The 17,044-nt window shown below is 57.8% G+C and carries 14 protein-coding genes and 3 tRNA genes; 2 read left to right on the top strand and 15 right to left on the bottom strand.

What is annotated here, in order from left to right; genetic code table 11:
- Positions 1–1,256: 1,256 nt before the first annotated feature.
- The 3 genes from ampE to BK660_RS23185 form a co-directional block, all read right to left on the bottom strand.
- Entirely contained in the window at positions 1,257–2,093 is an 837-nt protein-coding gene (gene ampE, locus BK660_RS23195) for a regulatory signaling modulator protein AmpE (protein WP_123435264.1), read from the bottom strand.
- Positions 2,090–2,650 (bottom strand): 1,6-anhydro-N-acetylmuramyl-L-alanine amidase AmpD, encoded by a 561-nt coding sequence (ampD, locus tag BK660_RS23190; RefSeq protein ID WP_123435263.1) that lies wholly within the window; start codon positions 2,648–2,650, stop codon positions 2,090–2,092. The genes ampE and ampD overlap by 4 nt, the downstream gene beginning before the upstream one ends.
- A gap of 64 nt (positions 2,651–2,714) precedes the next feature.
- On the bottom strand, positions 2,715–4,913 hold the full coding sequence (locus tag BK660_RS23185) for a DUF1631 domain-containing protein (protein WP_123435262.1): 2,199 nt from the start codon (positions 4,911–4,913) through the stop codon (positions 2,715–2,717).
- 273 nt (positions 4,914–5,186) lie between these two features.
- Here BK660_RS23185 and nadC point away from each other — a divergent pair, with 273 nt between their 5' ends.
- Positions 5,187–6,035 carry a carboxylating nicotinate-nucleotide diphosphorylase gene (nadC, locus tag BK660_RS23180; RefSeq protein WP_123435261.1) on the top strand — a complete coding sequence of 283 codons (849 nt, stop codon included), beginning with the start codon at positions 5,187–5,189 and terminating at the stop codon, positions 6,033–6,035.
- Between the two features lie 100 nt (positions 6,036–6,135).
- Here nadC and BK660_RS23175 read toward each other — a convergent pair whose 3' ends face one another.
- Positions 6,136–6,441 carry a DUF6388 family protein gene (locus BK660_RS23175; protein WP_059403417.1) on the bottom strand — a complete coding sequence of 102 codons (306 nt, stop codon included), beginning with the start codon at positions 6,439–6,441 and terminating at the stop codon, positions 6,136–6,138.
- A 316-nt stretch (positions 6,442–6,757) separates the two neighbouring features.
- Here BK660_RS23175 and BK660_RS23170 point away from each other — a divergent pair, with 316 nt between their 5' ends.
- Positions 6,758–7,309 (top strand): hypothetical protein, encoded by a 552-nt coding sequence (locus BK660_RS23170; protein WP_123435260.1) that lies wholly within the window; start codon positions 6,758–6,760, stop codon positions 7,307–7,309.
- 7 nt (positions 7,310–7,316) lie between these two features.
- Here BK660_RS23170 and BK660_RS23165 read toward each other — a convergent pair.
- The 11 genes from BK660_RS23165 to secG form a co-directional block, all read right to left on the bottom strand.
- Positions 7,317–7,392: transfer RNA gene (locus BK660_RS23165), tRNA-Thr, on the bottom strand.
- Between the two features lie 131 nt (positions 7,393–7,523).
- Positions 7,524–9,629, bottom strand: coding sequence for a polyribonucleotide nucleotidyltransferase (pnp, locus tag BK660_RS23160; protein ID WP_123435259.1), 2,106 nt, complete (start codon positions 9,627–9,629; stop codon positions 7,524–7,526).
- A 195-nt stretch (positions 9,630–9,824) separates the two neighbouring features.
- The gene (gene rpsO / locus BK660_RS23155; RefSeq protein ID WP_003177875.1) at positions 9,825–10,094 is read right to left on the bottom strand and encodes a 30S ribosomal protein S15; all 270 of its coding nucleotides are present in this window, start codon (positions 10,092–10,094) and stop codon (positions 9,825–9,827) included.
- 117 nt (positions 10,095–10,211) lie between these two features.
- A complete protein-coding gene (gene truB / locus BK660_RS23150) occupies positions 10,212–11,129 on the bottom strand; it encodes a tRNA pseudouridine(55) synthase TruB (protein ID WP_123435258.1) in 918 nt (305 codons plus the stop codon).
- A 3-nt stretch (positions 11,130–11,132) separates the two neighbouring features.
- Positions 11,133–11,534, bottom strand: a complete 402-nt coding sequence (gene rbfA / locus BK660_RS23145; RefSeq protein WP_007942872.1) for a 30S ribosome-binding factor RbfA — start codon at positions 11,532–11,534, stop codon at positions 11,133–11,135.
- A 159-nt stretch (positions 11,535–11,693) separates the two neighbouring features.
- Positions 11,694–14,225 (bottom strand): translation initiation factor IF-2, encoded by a 2,532-nt coding sequence (infB, locus tag BK660_RS23140; RefSeq protein ID WP_123435257.1) that lies wholly within the window; start codon positions 14,223–14,225, stop codon positions 11,694–11,696.
- Positions 14,226–14,252: 27 nt separating this feature from the next.
- The gene (nusA, locus tag BK660_RS23135; RefSeq protein ID WP_007900474.1) at positions 14,253–15,734 is read right to left on the bottom strand and encodes a transcription termination factor NusA; all 1,482 of its coding nucleotides are present in this window, start codon (positions 15,732–15,734) and stop codon (positions 14,253–14,255) included.
- 47 nt (positions 15,735–15,781) lie between these two features.
- Positions 15,782–16,240, bottom strand: coding sequence for a ribosome maturation factor RimP (gene rimP / locus BK660_RS23130; protein WP_010463487.1), 459 nt, complete (start codon positions 16,238–16,240; stop codon positions 15,782–15,784).
- 138 nt (positions 16,241–16,378) lie between these two features.
- A tRNA-Met gene (locus BK660_RS23125) sits at positions 16,379–16,455 on the bottom strand.
- Positions 16,456–16,551: 96 nt separating this feature from the next.
- Positions 16,552–16,637, bottom strand: a tRNA-Leu gene (locus BK660_RS23120).
- Between the two features lie 22 nt (positions 16,638–16,659).
- Positions 16,660–17,043 (bottom strand): preprotein translocase subunit SecG, encoded by a 384-nt coding sequence (gene secG, locus BK660_RS23115; protein WP_017336473.1) that lies wholly within the window; start codon positions 17,041–17,043, stop codon positions 16,660–16,662.
- Position 17,044: the final 1 nt, after the last annotated feature.

Here is a 17,044-nt window from a genome sequence, read left to right as displayed (position 1 = left end):
CACCGACAACGCCACGGCCTGCAAAACCATGTGGTTGCGGTTCTGTCCCAGTCGCTGCTGCAGCTGGGTGCCGAGAAACTTCAGGGTGGCTTCGTTGAGTTGGTAGGTCTGGTCCATCAGGCCGGTGACCTGATCGTAAAAATCCTGCCAGGGTGCATCCAGGGTGTCTGCCATCACCACTTTTTCTTCGAACAGCTCGCTGGCTTTTTTCAGCGAGGCCTTGCTGCTGTCGGCTTGAACGGCCAGGGTTTCACGCGCCGCTTTGCTGGAACCCAGTGCGTCCTGCAATTTCAAGCCGTATTCGCCCTGGAGCTTTTCGATCTGCGCCAACAGTTCATCGAATCTAGTGCTCGATGCCGAGTTGAGAAAGCCTTGTCCGAGGGAAAAAGAACCCATCGCCCGCCCTTCGCCCAGCAGTTGAGTCACTGGTGGGGTGACGTTGGTAATCAGCTCGCTCAGTTGGCGCATGTCGCTTTGGCTGTCGCGACTGAGGCCGGCCTGGGTGGCGATGATCTGGCTGAAAATCTGCGCGTTGCCCAGCAGTTTGCTGATCATTCCGCTTTTGCTTTGCAGAGAGGTTTCCGTTTGCTGGGCCTTGAACGCGGCGATCATTTCATCGCGTTTGCCGTCGAAAACCGTGACCTGCTCCGGATCAGTGGTCATCGCGGTCAGCCCTTGCAGGCGCGCCAGAATGCTTTGCTCCAACGCGCCGATCTTCGACTCGACGTTGCCGGCCTTGCCGGACTGACCGAGTGTGACGTTGATCTGCACCAGATTGTTCAGGGTCTCCAAGTCACGCCGCAGCGTCATGCCACTGCCCAGCAGGTCGAGGCTTTGCAGCTCGACTTGCGTACCCTGAAATTCGCGATAGGAGTCGCGCACCAGATAAAAGTTGGTGACCAGCATGGGCACAAGGAACAGTACGCTGATCAGGCTGAACTTCATGCCGAAACTCAGGCGGTTCATCAGCGCGACGGCGGGATAGAGCAAGCTCTTCACTGGAAGTCTCCCATGGCATTCTTATTTTTATTTGGCAGGCGCGGCTCAGCGGCAGATAGCCACTACTCAGCGCTATCCCTGTATATCTTAAATCGGCAGGGGGTTTTGTAACTTAAGGTTAACGAGCTGTGGCGAGGGGGCTCGCCCCCGTTCGGCGGCGTAGCAGGCGTCGTGAATCCCCTGAAGATTGTCAGATTTATTGCATCATTTGGATCGCAGCCTGGCGCAGGGTGCGCCAGCTGCTGTAGCGATGGGTACTAGGGAAGGACAGTCCACAGCGCAAAACCCGCGTACCAGAGCACCGCCGCGCGCAGCAGTAGCTCCCAGATCCGGTCCAGGCTGTTGATGCCATCCGGTCCGACGACCGGTGCCGGAATTTCACCGGCGACCATGCCGACCTTCTCGATCAGCTGAGCGGCGCTGATGTTCCAGTTCAACAACTCATGCAACATCACCCGGCCGACCGCCACAAAGTTGCCGACCAGTGCAAAACTCGCCGCCAGCAAGCGCACGGGCACCCAATCAAAGGCGTGACGCAATTGTGCCGCGCGTTCGACCACGGCGGGGTTCTGTCCATGCTCTTCGGCCAGCGCCAGCAAGCGATAGCTCAGGGCGGCCACTGGCCCCAGCAGGAAGTACCAGAAAATGACGGCGAAGAAACTCTGGTAAGCCTCCCAGAGCAGGTGCGCTTCGACCCGCTCCAGCAATTGCTCGCCGCTGTCGGCGCAAATATCCAGGTCTCGCTTGGCCACATGCGCGGCGGCTTGCAGGTCCTCGCGGCGCCAGGCATCGCGAAACGGCCCCAGCCCGGCCAGCAGATCGCCGCGTCCGAGGCTGTAAATCACCACCAGCAAATGCACCGGCAATGCCAGCAGACCATAGGCCACCGGATCCAGCACCACCAGCAGCAACCCCAGCAGCGCGACCGGCAACAACACCATAATCACCAAAATCAACCAGGGCCGGTCGATCAGGCGTGGCATGACCTCAAGCTTGTTCAGCTCGCGTACCCAACCGCCATCACGTTGAACCCGATGGCGCAGTGCCGAGAACTTCTCGATCCATACCGCCAACAGCAACACCAGAAAACTCATTGTCCTTCCTCTTTTGCCAGCGCCGCGCGATAGCGTGCCCAGTCGAACGCCGGTCCTGGATCGGTCTTGCGCCCTGGGGCAATGTCGCTGTGCCCGCAAATGCGCTGCGCAGTGATGCCGGTGTAGGCGTTTTGCAGCTGTCGGGTCAAGGCCGTCAGCGCGTGATACTGAGCATCGGTGAACGGCAGATCATCCGTGCCTTCAAGTTCGATGCCCACGGAAAAATCGTTACAGGTTTCCCGGCCCTCAAAATTCGAGATGCCGGCGTGCCAGGCGCGCTCAAGACAAGAGACAAACTGAGTGACCGTGCCGTCACGCTCAATCAGAAAGTGCGCTGACACCCGCAAGTCAGCAATACCTTCAAAATAAGGATGCTCCGTGACATCCAGACGATTCTGGAAGAATTCCTGCACTTTTCCGGTCGCGAACTGCGCTGGCGGCAAGCTGATGTTGTGGATCACCAGCAGGGAAATTTCGCCCGAGGGGCGCGCATTGAAGTTGGGTGAGGGGCATAAACGCACATCCTGGCACCAACCGCTCGCGGGGTCCAACTGCATACAGGCTCCTTCAGCGACGACTGTGTTGGCGCCCAGTATGCCGCGATAGCCCACCGGGACGCGATCACTTGCCGCGATTGAGGCGGCGCAGGTTACCGAGCACGGAGGCCAGCGCCCGGTCAAACAGCAAGGTAGTGTCCAGCGCGCGCACCGCGCCGCGACGAAATTCCAGAGCCAGGCCCGTGCGGCTGTGCTCCAGGACTTTCATGCCAGTGCGATTGACGAAGAGGTAGTTGCCGGTGGCTTCAATGATCGCGGCCAGCTTGCAACGCAGGGTATTTTCGTCGTCTTCCTGAAACTCGACCCAGCAGCCGGGATGCAGTTGATCCACTTGCAGCAGGCTGGCATCGTCCGCCGGCAAACGGGCGAATGCCGTCTCGACCGGTCCTTCGTCTGCGGTTTGCAGGACGATTTCCTGCGTCATCCGGACCATCACCGGCGCCTCGAAAGACGCGTCGTTTACCTGCCCCGGATACGTGAACAGTTGAACGTGCAAGGTTTCCAGCTCGCTGAAAAACTCGCTGGTGGCGAAAGGGTCGAATGCCGAACGGCTCAGCCCGTCACGCAATGACTTCAGTAGCCCAGGCACCAGCGCCAGCAGACGCTGGCTCGCATCGGGCTCGTCGTGACGTTGCACACTCCAGATAAGTTGCTCCATGGTGTGGACGTCCGCACGCCACTCAGCCGACTGATCACCGTGTTTGAGGCAGGTCAGCAGCAGCACTGTGCTCCAGGCTTCCTGGACAAACACCACCACCGCCTGCGGCAACAATCTGCCCACCAACGCCTGATTCAGCGCCTGCTCGACACGCTGGCGGGCCAGTTCGGTCCTGGCACGGCCCTCTTCGGCGTCACGGGTGCGCTGCTCCAGTAAATCACTGCGACGGCGCTCATCACTGGTGAAAGCGAGAAAATCCGCCAGCAGCTCGGAAAAAATCGCCGGGTCGTCAGCAAAGTCATTCAACAGACGCTGCACCACCTGTTCGATGCGCAGGTACAGGCTGTCGCGCTCATGGTCATCGCACTCGCTCCAGCCCATGGCCGCACCAGCGATTTCGTTGAGCAAGCGCCGGGCGGGATGACTGGTTCGGCTGAAGAAACTCTTGTCGAGCACCGCCACTTTCAGCATCGGGATCTGCAGGCGACTGATCAGTGCCTTGAGCGAATCCGGCAGGTAGCGGTCATCGAGCATGCATTCAAACAGCATGGCGATCAGGTTGACCACGTCTTCATCCGCCACCCCTACCACTCGCGACGTGCCGCTTTTGACGCTGACCCGCGTCAGCAGCTGTTCGAGCTGGTTCCGCAGATCGAAATCGTCCTGAGCCGCCTGTGCCGGCACGTGTTGCTGCAAGTGGGAGAGCATGCGCAACAAGTCCTGCGTGGAAATGGGCCGTGTCTCGGCGCTGGCCTCAAGGGTCGGTGCGACACTGCCGCGCACAGGCAGCAGCAGCTCCTGCAAGGCCGCGAACACCTCGTCGATCTGCGCCGTGTCCGAGCGATTGGTCGCGGGCGAAGGCTGATCATCCGCGCCGGGCATCGCGCGATCTGCGGCACGCCGCGTGGGCGCCGGCTTGAGTTCGGGCAATACGCCGGTGGCGACGAGTAATTGATTGGATTGAGCGTAGAGCTGATCGGCGCTACTGAGCACATAGCGCTCGAACAACTTGAGGATGATCAGCTTGACCTTGATCTCCACCCCCAGGTTGCGCCCGGCCTGCAAGAAATACTCGCACAGCATCGCCGGGCCCATGGGGTTGCGCTGATCGCCCAACGGCTTACCGAGCAACACACCGAGCCGCGCGGTGAGCTGACCGAGGGCAACACCTTCACGGTTCAGCACTTTATTGACCATCGCCTCCACCGCGACGCTGCGCTCCATGTCGTCGTTGGGGCGTTGTGTCGAAGCGTCAAGGGTCAATGCCTGGGGCAAGACAACCTGAGGGGTGTCGTATTGAGTGAGGCAGACAAACGCCTCGAAGAAGTGCTCGAGGAACCCGCGCTCGATGCTTTTACGCTTGAGGCGCAAGTCGCGCATGGCTTCAAAATAGAGGTTCTGCTCGACATCATTGCGGGCCCGATCGGCCATTTCGAACAAGGTGTCGTCGGCGTTATCGAACAGATCCTGCAATCCCTGCCGAAGCTGCAGTGCAGCCTTGTCGCGAACCTGAAGCAGAATCACAGGCAGGCGGGCGAGCGGCGAGTGCGTCGCCTGATCGGTAGCGCCTTTGTGCAAAGGCACTACGTTCCCGTCGTTGTGCATCCAAGCCTCCTGAAAGGGTGATTTCCGGATAGAACACCCTCCGAAAACACGTCAAAGCCATGACGTCAAAAGCAAGGCGAATTATCTTGCAAAAAGTACCTGCTGTGCCAGCAGACTCTGCATTGCCCCTTCAAATAGACGCGTAGGACGGGCGCCGACTTAAACGATAAATCGACCAAATGCAGGATTCAGTGCAAACGGAAAGCCTCTGACGCCTTGGGTTGGCTCGTGCCATACCCCTATAATCGGACCACTTTGTTTGTGGAGTCCGTTATGCCGAATCTACGTCTCGCCGACTTGACCGCCGAAATCGAAGCCAACGTACGCCGTGCGCTGCTCGAAGACGTCGGCAGCGGCGACATCACCGCACAGTTGATCCCGGCCGAACGCCTGGCAAAAGCCACCATCATCACCCGTGATGCCGCCGTCATTGCCGGCACGGCGTGGGTCGATGCAGTGTTCCGGCAACTGGACCCGCGGGTCGCAGTGCATTGGCAGGTGCGTGACGGCGAACGGGTACAACCCAATCAGGCGTTGTTTCACCTCGAAGGTCCGGCACGCTCGCTGCTCACGGGCGAACGCAGTGCGTTGAACTTCCTGCAATTGCTGTCGGGCGTGGCCACGCGTGCGCAGCATCTGGCGGACTTTGTCTCCAGTACCCAAGTCAAGTTGCTCGACACCCGCAAAACCCTGCCGGGCCTGCGTCTGGCGCAAAAGTACGCCGTGACGTGCGGCGGCTGCCACAACCACCGCATCGGCCTGTACGACGCCTTCCTGATCAAGGAAAACCACATCGCCGCCAGCGGTGGCATCCCTGAAGCCATTAATGCCGCGCACAAGATTGCCCCGGGCAAACCGGTGGAGATCGAAGTGGAAAGCCTCGAGGAACTCAAGGAAGCGCTGGCGGCGGGCGCCGACATCATCATGCTCGATGAGTTGAGCCTGGATGACATGCGTGAAGCCGTGCGCCTGAACGCGGGCAAGGCAAAACTGGAAGCCAGCGGCGGGATCAACGAAAGCACGCTGCTACCGATCGCCGAAACCGGGGTGGATTACATTTCGATTGGCGCGATGACCAAGGACGTGAAGGCTGTCGACCTGTCGATGCGCCTCAGCCTCTGATCAACAAATGTGGGAGTGAGCTTGCTCGCGATGGGGGCGTACCAGTCGACATATATGTCGCCTGACTCATCGCTTTCGCGAGCAGGCTCGCTCCTACAGGTCAGACCACCAGATTATTCATCTCGCAGTACTCTTCCCACTCGACGCCCAGCACCTCGGCTGCCTCTTTGTGCAGCACCAGGCGCGCCGCCTCGAACTCTTCCGGGGTCGAGGTGTACTTGAGCGTTAATTCCCACGGCTGCAAACCCTGGGACTCCGCCTCATCCTCGAACGCCCACTGAATCTGGTCTTTCTGATCGTCGGCCGGCAGGTCCTTGATCTCTTCGGCGAGCTGGGGCGAATCCAGCAAGTACTTCTTGAGCGCTTCTTCGTGTCTGGCTTCTTGGGTCAATTCTTTAACGGTCATGTCGTTCTCGCTGATCTGGGGAATGGAAGATGGATCTGGATCATCAAGGATCTCTCTGACGCAAAAAACCGTGTGAAGCCCGGTTTGTCTGGCCTTCAGAACCATTCGGGGATCATCTGAAAACTGCAAGGTGATGCGTGTGCAGGCTCCGAATATAGGACGTTTGGTGGGCGATTTATATGGACTTTTACATCAAATCTACAAAAAAACCCTGGAGGGGCCTTTTTGAAAATATTGTCTCGCGTCGCAGGAACAACGGAATAATGGCAAAGTCATAGCGATGTGCCATACGGGCACTTCACAAGGAACCCTAGTGATGTCCAGTCTTGCAAAGCGTTCGTCTGCCCTTCTCGCAACCAGCACGGCAGCCCTTCTTCTCGGCAGCCTGGCACTGTCCAGTACCGCCCAGGCCGGTTTGGAGTTCAGCTCCAACAGTTCCAGTTCCAGCGACAAATTCCTCACCTTTCACAATCTGTACGGCAAAGATGTGATGACGAGGAGCGATATCAGTATCGACATGGTTACGCAATTGCAGAGCACCGCCAAAACCAACACGGCTGACATCGAGAACCTTGAGAAAACCGTCAAGGAACAAGCCAGACTTATCGAAGAACTCAAAAAGAATGCGGGGTCCAGTTCAAGCTCGAGTGCCAGCGAAGTGAGCGACCTCAAGCGAACTGTCAGTGCACAGAACAGCGAGCTGAAAAAGCTCGCCAGCCAGGTGGAAGACCTCAAGCGCGGTGCCGGATCGAGTTCCAGCTCAAGCTCCAGTGACCTGTCCAGCCTGAAGCGCGAAGTCAGCGATCAGGACAATCAACTGGATCAGCTCAAACGTACCGTGGATGACCTGAGCAGAAAGGTGAAATAACAGGAAATGGTGCCCGAGACAGGAGTCGAACCTGCGACCTTCGCGTTACGAGTGCGCTGCTCTACCAACTGAGCTACACGGGCAGTGGGCTAAACCTAGCACCGGGCTCGAGGGCCAGCAACTTCACACCCTGTTTCGCAGACAAAAAAATGCCCCGCAGCGTTCACTGCGGGGCATTTTTTATAACGTTGAAGCGGTCAGGCGTGGGGAGTGATTAAACGCCCGAAGCCTTGGCTGCTGCTACGTCTTTGATGGACAGCTTGATACGGCCGCGGTTGTCCACGTCCAGTACCAGTACTTCCACTTCCTGGCCTTCTTTCAGGATGTCGGTCACTTTCTCAACGCGAGCGTCGCTCAGCATCGAGATGTGAACCAGACCGTCCTTGCCAGGCAGGATGTTGACGAATGCGCCGAAGTCGACGATGCGCTCAACCTTACCGACGTAGATCTTGCCGATTTCAGCTTCTGCGGTGATGCCCAGAACGCGCTGACGTGCTGCTTCAGCCGCTTCCTTGGTTTCGCCGAAGATCTTGATCGAGCCGTCGTCTTCGATGTCGATCGAAGCCTTGGTCTCTTCACAGATCGCACGAATGGTCGCGCCGCCTTTACCGATGACATCACGGATTTTGTCGGTGTCGATTTTCATCGCGATCATGGTCGGAGCGTTTTCCGACAGTTCGGTACGCGACTGGCCAATGATCTGGTTCATCTGACCGAGGATGTTCAGGCGCGCTTCCAGGGCTTGGCCCAGAGCGATTTCCATGATTTCTTCGGTGATGCCTTTGATCTTGATGTCCATCTGCAGCGCGGTAACACCTTTGGCGGTACCGGCTACTTTGAAGTCCATGTCGCCGAGGTGGTCTTCGTCACCCAGGATGTCGGTCAGGATGGCGAATTTTTCGCCTTCTTTAACCAGACCCATGGCGATACCGGCAACTGGTGCCTTCATCGGAACGCCGGCATCCATCAGGGCCAGGGAAGCGCCGCAGACCGAAGCCATGGAGCTCGAACCGTTGGATTCGGTGATTTCCGACACAACACGGATGGTGTACGGGAACACGTCGGCAGCAGGCAGCATGGCTGCAATCGAACGACGGGCCAGACGGCCGTGACCGATTTCGCGACGACCAGCGCCACCCATGCGACCACACTCACCTACCGAGAACGGAGGGAAGTTGTAGTGCAGCATGAACGGGTCTTTTTTCTCGCCTTCCAGGGTGTCCAGCAGTTGTGCGTCACGGGCGGTGCCCAGTGTTGCAACAACCAGAGCCTGGGTCTCACCACGGGTGAACAAAGCCGAACCGTGGGTCTTGGGCAGAACACCGACTTCGATGTTCAAAGGACGTACGGTCTTGGTGTCGCGGCCGTCGATACGTGGCTTGCCGTTTACGATGTTTTCGCGAACGGTGCGGTATTCGATTTCGCCAAACGCTGCTTTGACTTCGCTGGAAGAAGGCTGGCCTTCTTCACCGGACAGCTTGGCAACCACCTGGTCTTTCAGTTCGCCCAGACGAGCGTAACGGTCGGCCTTGATGGTGATGGTGTAAGCCTGGGAGATCGCATCGCCGAACTCGGCACGGATAGCGCCCAGCAGAGCAGTGGCTTCAGGCGCAGGAGCCCAGGTCCAGGTCGGCTTGGCAGCTTCAGCGGCCAGTTCTTTAACGGCTTGGATCACCACCTGGAACTCGTCGTGAGCAAACAGTACCGCGCCCAGCATCTGGTCTTCGGTCAGCTCTTTGGCTTCCGATTCAACCATCAACACGGCTTCCGAAGTACCGGCAACGACCATGTCCAGGCTCGAAGCTTTCTGTTGTTCGTAAGTCGGGTTCAGCAGGTAGCCGGTGCTTTCGTGGAACGCAACGCGGGCAGCGCCGATCGGGCCATCGAAAGGAATGCCAGAGATGGCCAGGGCCGCCGAGGTACCGATCATCGCAGCGATGTCCGGATCGGTCTTCTTGCTGGTGGAAACGACGGTGCAGACAACCTGCACTTCGTTCATGAAGCCTTCTGGGAACAGCGGACGGATCGGACGGTCGATCAGTCGGGAAGTCAGGGTTTCTTTCTCGGAAGGACGGCCTTCGCGCTTGAAGAAACCGCCAGGGATCTTACCGGCAGCGTAAGTCTTTTCCTGGTAGTGAACGGACAGAGGGAAGAAGCCCTTGCCTGGATCGGCTTGTTTGGCACCGACTACGGTCACCAATACGCTGACGTCGTCGTCAACGGTGACCAATACTGCGCCGGAGGCCTGACGGGCGATACGGCCAGTCTCGAGGGTAACGGTCGACTGACCGAACTGGAATTTTTTGATTACCGGGTTCACGGTGTCCTACCTTCTTTTGTGGCTCTTGGGGAACTTGTCTTCTTGCGAAATTCTTGGGCAATGTCGGGAATCGGCCCAACGCCTGTCCAGGGTAAAACGTGTGTCCAGATAAAACTTGAGGCTGGGAGCCTGCCATGCGCCAGCGGGAAACCCGCTGACGCACGACAGACAACCAACCTCTAGCGCAATCGCTTATTAGCGACGCAGACCCAGGCGACCGATCAGAGTCTGATAACGACCCAGATCCTTGCCTTTCAGGTAGTCCAGCAGCTTACGACGCTGGTTTACCATGCGGATCAGACCACGACGGGAGTGGTGATCTTTACCGTTGGCCTTGAAGTGACCTTGCAGCTTGTTGATGTTGTGGGTCAGCAGTGCAACTTGCACTTCTGGCGAACCAGTGTCACCAACAGCTTGCTGGTAGTCAGCTACGATTTGAGCTTTTTCTTGAACGTCGAGAGCCATGAGGCAATCCTTTTATCAGGAAACTGTTTCAGAAAAACAGTTTCAACAGGCCAGGGACAAATCCCTGTATCTAAAAATGAGTAGTGACCGTGCCTGTTGACAGCCACCCTCGTCCGGTCATTCTGACCGAATCAGTCGACGTGGCGCGATGCGCCCGTCTTCGCTCACTTCACCGATACCGATGAAGCGACCGTTGTGATCCTGTACTCGTACCATGCCGAACTTCGGTGCATCCGGGGCTCGAACCGGCTGGCCGTTAAGCCAGTAGAACGAGCTGTGCTCCGAGAACTGCAACAGCGGCCAATCCAGCAGGCCGCTGTCCGATGGCATCAGGAAGCGATCAACCGCTTCATTGCCGCCTTCGGCATGTACTGCTTCCAACTCTTCCAGCGTGACCGTCTGTGCCAGCGTGAAAGGCCCGGCCTGGGTACGTCGCAATTGCGCAACGTAAGCGCCACAACCGAGTTTCTCACCGATATCCTCCACCAGGGTGCGGATATAGGTGCCTTTGCTGCAATCCACCGCAAGCCGCGCAGTATCACCCTCGAAGGCCAGCAATTCCAAGCGCGCAATAGTAACAGAACGCGGTTCGCGCTCCACTACTTCGCCAGCACGGGCCAGCTTGTACAGCGGCTGCCCGTCACGCTTGAGCGCCGAGTACATCGGCGGTATCTGACTGATTTGCCCGCGAAAACCGGGCAAAACAGCTTCGACATCGGCGCGACCAACGGTCACCGGGCGCTCCTGCAAAACTTCACCCTCGGCATCGGCCGTGGTGGTGGTCTTGCCCAATTGCGCCAGGGTTTCGTAACCCTTGTCGGAGTCGAGCAGGTACTGCGAGAACTTGGTCGCCTCACCGAAGCACAACGGCAACACGCCGGTGGCCAGCGGATCAAGACTGCCGGTGTGCCCGGCCTTCTCGGCGTTCAACAACCAGCGAACCTTCTGCAACGCGGCGTTGGAGGTGAACCCCAGCGGCTTGTCGAGCAGGATAATGCCGCTGACGTTACGACGGATACGTTTGACCTGAGCCACCGATTACTCCTTGGCGTCTTCGGGTTCAGCCGCTACCGGGTGCTGATTGTCTTCAGCCACCGCACGCTCGATCAGGGCCGACAGGTGCGCGCCACGCACGACGCTTTCGTCGTAGTGGAAGTGCAACTGAGGAACGCTGCGCAACTTCATTTCGCGAGCCAACTGCATACGCAGGAAACCGGCGGCGGAGTTGAGCACCTTGATGCTTTGTGCGATGTCTTCGGCATTGTCCTGCCCCATCACGGTGATGAAGATCTTGGCGTGACCGACGTCACGGCTGACTTCAACAGCAGTAATGGTGACCAGGCCGACGCGCGGGTCTTTGACTTCACGACGGATCAGCTGTGCCAGCTCACGCTGCATCTGATCGCCGATACGTTGGGTACGGCTGTATTCTTTTGCCATGTCTTGTTACCTGTTACTGCCCCACGGTGAAACCCGAGGGGTCTGAAAGCGGCAAACGCCCGGCCTGACAAAAGCCAGACCGGGCGTTGCGTTTAGAGTCCTGACGCGGTGCCGCGCATCTGCATGCGGCGGCTAGGCGTGGCCCTTGAAGTGCGCGAGTTAGAGGCTGCGAGCAACCTGAACCTTCTCGAAGACTTCGATCTTGTCACCGACTTTGACATCGTTGTAGCTCTTCACGCCGATACCGCATTCCATGCCGGCACGTACTTCGGAAGCGTCATCCTTGAAGCGGCGCAGGGATTCCAGCTCGCCTTCGAAGATAACGATGTCATCACGCAGTACACGGATTGGACGGTTACGGTGAACAACACCTTCGATAACCATGCAGCCGGCGATCGCGCCAAACTTCGGCGAACGGAACACGTCACGCACTTCAGCGGTACCCAGGATGTTCTCGCGAACATCGCTGCCCAGCATACCGGTCAGGGCTTTCTTGACGTCTTCGATGATGTCGTAGATCACGTTGTAGTAACGCATATCCAGACCTTCCTGCTCGACAATCTTGCGAGCGCCGGCATCGGCACGCACGTTGAAGCCGAACAGTACAGCGTTGGAGGCCAGTGCCAGGTTAGCGTCGGACTCGGTGATACCACCTACGCCGCCGCCGACAACACGCACTTGCACTTCGTCGTTACCCAGGCCGTTCAAGGCACCGTTCAACGCTTCCAGCGAACCACGGACGTCGGATTTGAGGACGATGTTGAGCGTCTTCTTCTCTGCCTGGCCCATGTTTTCGAAGATGTTTTCCAGCTTGCCGGCGTGAGCACGGGCCAGCTTGACTTCGCGGAACTTGCCTTGACGGAACAGAGCCACTTCACGGGCTTTCTTCTCGTCCGACAGCACGCTCATCTCATCGCCAGCGTCCGGGGTACCGTCCAGGCCGAGGATCTCGACAGGGATGGAAGGACCGGCTTCCTTGATCGGCTTGCCGTTCTCGTCGAGCATGGCACGTACACGGCCGTAGTTCGAACCGACCAGCACCATGTCACCTTGGCGCAGGGTACCGTCTTGAACCAGAACGGTTGCAACCGGGCCACGACCTTTGTCGAGACGCGATTCAACCACAACGCCACGACCAGGAGCCGACGGAGTTGCTTTCAGTTCCAGAACTTCGGCTTGCAGCAGAACAGCTTCGAGCAACTCGTCCACGCCAGTACCGACTTTCGCCGAAACCGATACGAACGGGGTGTCGCCGCCCCACTCTTCCGAGGTCACGCCGTGAACCGACAGTTCGCTACGGATGCGATCGAGATCGGCGCCCGGCTTGTCGATTTTGTTCACTGCAACCACCAGTGGAACACCGGCAGCCTTAGCGTGCTGGACGGCTTCAATGGTCTGCGGCATCACGCCGTCGTCCGCTGCAACCACCAGGATCACGATGTCGGTCGCCTTGGCACCACGGGCACGCATTGCGGTAAACGCGGCGTGACCCGGGGTGTCGAGGAAAGTGACCATGCCGCGATCAGTTTCAACGTGGTACGCACCGATGTGCTGGGTGATACCGCCGGCTTCGCCAGCAGCTACCTTGGCACGACGGATGTAGTCGAGCAGCGAGGTTTTACCGTGGTCAACGTGGCCCATGACGGTCACGACTGGAGCACGGGAGAACGTCTCACCTTCAAACTTCAGGGACTCGGCCAGGGAATCTTCCAGGGCGGTGTCGCTGACCAGGGTCACTTTGTGGCCCAGTTCTTCGGCTACCAGCTGAGCAGTTTCCTGATCAAGCACCTGGTTGATGGTCGCTGGAGTACCCAGTTTGAACATGAACTTGATGATTTCAGCAGCCTTGACCGACATCTGATTGGCGAGATCGCCAACAGTGATGGTCTCGCCAATCTGCACATCACGCACGACAGGGCCGGTTGGGCTCTGGAAACCGTGGGCGTTGCGTTTCTTCAGCTTGGCCTTGCCGCGACCACCACGACGGAAGCCATCGCTTTCTTCGTCGGTAGTACGTGGCGCAACACGTGGCGCAGGCGCTTTCTCTTTGACCGAAGCACGATGCGGAGCGTTTTTGCGCTCGCCATCGCCACCACCGCTGCGACGATTGTTATCGTCTGCACGTGGTTTGTCCGGACGGCGCTGTTCGTTCTGCTTGTTGCGAACGTCAGCAGACGGAGCTGGAGCAGCGGCCACAACCGGTGCGCTTTCGCGTACTGGTTCGGCAACTGCAGCAGGCGCTGCACCGGCGTCGTTAGTAGCGGATTGCGCAGCAGCAGGCTGGCGACGCGCTTCTTCTTCCGCGCGACGCTTGGCTTCTTCTTCAGCCTTCTGACGAGCAGCATTTTCTACTGCGCGACGTTCGTCCAGTTCGCGTTTGCGCTCGGCTTCGATTTCTTCCGGGCTGCGCTGTACGAAAACTTTCTTTTTACGGACTTCAACACTGATGCTTTTGCTGCCAGCAACACGCAGGGTGCTGGTGGTTTTACGCTGCAGTGTGATCTTGCGTGGTTCTTCCACTTTCGCCTTGTGGCTGCTTTTCAAGTGAGTCAGCAAAGATTGCTTCTCACTGTCAGTCACATGTTCTTCGGCGGCGGTGTGCGGCAGACCTGCCTCACGCATCTGCTGCAACAGGCGCTCTACCGGTGTTTTGACCTCATCGGCCAGTTGTTTCACCGTGACTTGCGTCATGCACTTCTCTCCTCAGGCCGCGCCTAATTACTCGAACCAGTGGGCTCGGGCGGCCATGATCAACTTGCCGGCACGATCATCGTCAATGCCGTCGATGTCGAGCAGGTCGTCAATAGACTGCTCGGCCAGGTCTTCGCGGGTAATTACGCCGCGCACCGCCAGTTCCATCGCCAAATCCTTGTCCATACCCTCAAGCGAGAGCAGGTCTTCGGCCGGATGGGCGTCTGCCAGCTTTTCCTCAGTAGCGATGGCTTTGGTCAACAAACGATCCTTGGCACGAGCGCGAAGCTCGTTGACGGTTTCTTCGTCAAAGCCGTCGATGTTGAGCATTTCTTCCAACGGTACGTAGGCAATCTCTTCCAGGCTGGTGAAGCCTTCATCTACCAGCACCTGTGCCAGGTCTTCGTCGACTTCCAGCTCGTCGATGAAGTTGCGCAGGATGTCGCCGGTTTCTGCTTGCTGCTTAGCCTGGATGTCCGATTCGGTCATCACGTTCAGGGTCCAGCCAGTCAATTGGCTAGCCAGACGCACGTTCTGACCACCACGACCGATGGCCTGAGCCAGATTGTCTGCGCCAACGGCGATGTCCATTGCGTGGGCATCTTCGTCAACGATAATTGCTGCAACCTCTGCCGGGGACATGGCATTGATCACGAACTGAGCCGGGTTGTCGTCCCACAGGACGATGTCCACACGCTCACCGCCCAACTCACCCGACACTGCCTGGACGCGCGAACCGCGCATACCGATGCAAGCGCCCTGCGGGTCGATGCGTTTGTCCTTGGAACGGACCGCGATCTTGGCGCGCGAACCCGGGTCACGGGATGCAGCCATTACTTCGATCAGGCCTTCAGCGATTTCCGGCACTTCGATGCGGAACAACTCGATCAACATTTCCGGCGCAGTACGCGACAGGATCAGCTGCGGGCCGCGGTTCTCGGTGCGGATTTCCTTGAGCAGCGCACGCAGACGCACGCCGACACGGAAGGTTTCGCGAGAGATGATGTCTTCACGAGCCAGCAACGCTTCAGCGTTGTTGCCCAGATCGACGATCACGTTGTCGCGAGTCACTTTCTTCACGGTGCCGGAGATAATTTCCCCCAGGCGCTCGCGATAGGCGTCAACAACTTGAGCGCGCTCGGCTTCACGAACTTTTTGCACGATGACTTGCTTGGCAGTCTGTGCAGCGATACGGCCGAACTCAATGGATTCGATTTTTTCTTCGACTACATCGCCAACCTTGGCACCAGGATGCGTCTCGGCAACCTTGCTCGGCCAGGTTTCAATGGCCGGATCGTCCAGGTCTGCTTCTTCGACGACCGTCCAGCGACGGAATGTCTCGTAAGCACCGGTGTGGCGGTTGATTTCCACACGCAGATCGACTTCGTCCTCAAAACGCTTTTTGGTAGCAGTGGCCAGAGCCAGCTCCAGCGCTTCAAAAATTACGTTTGCCGGTACGCCCTTTTCATTGGATACCGACTCAACAACCAGCAGTACTTCTTTGCTCATCGTACGCCTCGCCTTTCGCAAGCCATTGGATCCGCGGGATCCGCGTCTCAGTCAAAACTGGGAATAATGTTGGCCTTGTCGATCATATCGATCGGCAACAGGAACTCATGGTCTTCTACCTGCACCACGACGTCCTGCTCTTCTACACCGCGCAGAAGGCCCTGAAAGTTGCGTCGTCCTTCAAAAGGCGAGCGCAGCTTGATCTTCACTTGTTCACCGGCAAATTTTGCAAACTGCTCAATAGTGAACAGTGGGCGTTCCATGCCAGGCGAGGAAACTTCAAGGGTGTATTCAACGGCGATCGGATCTTCAACATCCAGGACACCGCTGATCTGACGGCTGACAATGGCGCAATCGTCCACCAGCACACCGCCCTCTTTATCAATATAAACGCGCAACATCGAGTGACGACCTTGAGCCGAAAACTCAATACCCCAGCATTCATAGCCCAGGGCCACGACCACCGGGGCCAACAAGGCCTGCAACTCTTCTAGCTTGCTCGACACCTGAACCCCCTCGTGCATGTATGTGCATGCTATGCAAAATAAAAAAATGGGCGAAACGCCCATCCTTGAAACGCCGTCGAACAGCGGCGTAGAAAGTGTCCAGCTAACAAAAAGCCCCTTAAAAGGGGCTCCTTAAACTGGTTGCGGGGGCCGGATTTGAACCGACGACCTTCGGGTTATGAGCCCGACGAGCTACCAGACTGCTCCACCCCGCGACAAAGCTGGGGCGGAAGTATACGACCGATCCCTAACAGGGTCAATGTAACCTTCCACCTACAAGAAAGCCCGCAACAGCGGGCTCTCCTGATAATTGGTACCGAGAAGGGGACTCGAACCCCTACACCCTATGGGCACAACCACCTCAAGGTTGCGTGTCTACCAATTCCACCACCTCGGCAATACTACGTTTGAAACCCTTCTTACTTTTGCTCTTGAGCTGGAGGTACGTCAGTCGCTGGAGTAGCCGACTTTTGCTCTTGAAGCACCGGTACATCATCAGAAGCCGGTTGTTGCTTTGGAACTTCCAACACTGCTGGGTTTGGCAAACCTACTTGAGTCAGCTGGTGAGCTTTCTCTTTAGCAAAGTAACCTAACCCTAAGCTGGTTATGAAGAAACCTGCGGCAAGTATAGCAGTAAACTTACTAAGAAAGGTAGAGGAACCTTGGCTTCCGAACACAGTATTTGAAGCACCTGCTCCGAAAGACGCGCCAGCATCCGCACCTTTACCCTGCTGCAGCAATACGAGAGCAACTACGCCCAATGCACCCAGCAGATGAAAAACGACTACGACTGTTTCCAGCATT

This window comes from Pseudomonas brassicacearum (assembly GCF_003732265.1).
Taxonomy (GTDB): Bacteria; Pseudomonadota; Gammaproteobacteria; order Pseudomonadales; family Pseudomonadaceae; genus Aquipseudomonas; species Aquipseudomonas brassicacearum_D.
The sequence above is the reverse complement of the archived record's forward strand: the minus strand, read 5'-3'. Positions and strand labels throughout refer to the sequence as shown.

What these genes read in the sequence shown, in the direction of transcription:
- ampE (WP_123435264.1), bottom strand. Translation starts at nt 2,093, where the DNA reads ATGAGTTTTCTGGTGTTGCTGTTGGCGGTATGGATCGAGAAGTTCTCG.
- ampD (WP_123435263.1), bottom strand. Translation starts at nt 2,650, where the DNA reads ATGCAGTTGGACCCCGCGAGCGGTTGGTGCCAGGATGTGCGTTTATGC.
- BK660_RS23185 (WP_123435262.1), bottom strand. Translation starts at nt 4,913, where the DNA reads ATGCACAACGACGGGAACGTAGTGCCTTTGCACAAAGGCGCTACCGAT.
- nadC (WP_123435261.1), top strand. Translation starts at nt 5,187, where the DNA reads ATGCCGAATCTACGTCTCGCCGACTTGACCGCCGAAATCGAAGCCAAC.
- BK660_RS23175 (WP_059403417.1), bottom strand. Translation starts at nt 6,441, where the DNA reads ATGACCGTTAAAGAATTGACCCAAGAAGCCAGACACGAAGAAGCGCTC.
- BK660_RS23170 (WP_123435260.1), top strand. Translation starts at nt 6,758, where the DNA reads ATGTCCAGTCTTGCAAAGCGTTCGTCTGCCCTTCTCGCAACCAGCACG.
- rpsO (WP_003177875.1), bottom strand. Translation starts at nt 10,094, where the DNA reads ATGGCTCTCGACGTTCAAGAAAAAGCTCAAATCGTAGCTGACTACCAG.
- rbfA (WP_007942872.1), bottom strand. Translation starts at nt 11,534, where the DNA reads ATGGCAAAAGAATACAGCCGTACCCAACGTATCGGCGATCAGATGCAG.
- infB (WP_123435257.1), bottom strand. Translation starts at nt 14,225, where the DNA reads ATGACGCAAGTCACGGTGAAACAACTGGCCGATGAGGTCAAAACACCG.
- nusA (WP_007900474.1), bottom strand. Translation starts at nt 15,734, where the DNA reads ATGAGCAAAGAAGTACTGCTGGTTGTTGAGTCGGTATCCAATGAAAAG.
- secG (WP_017336473.1), bottom strand. Translation starts at nt 17,043, where the DNA reads ATGCTGGAAACAGTCGTAGTCGTTTTTCATCTGCTGGGTGCATTGGGC.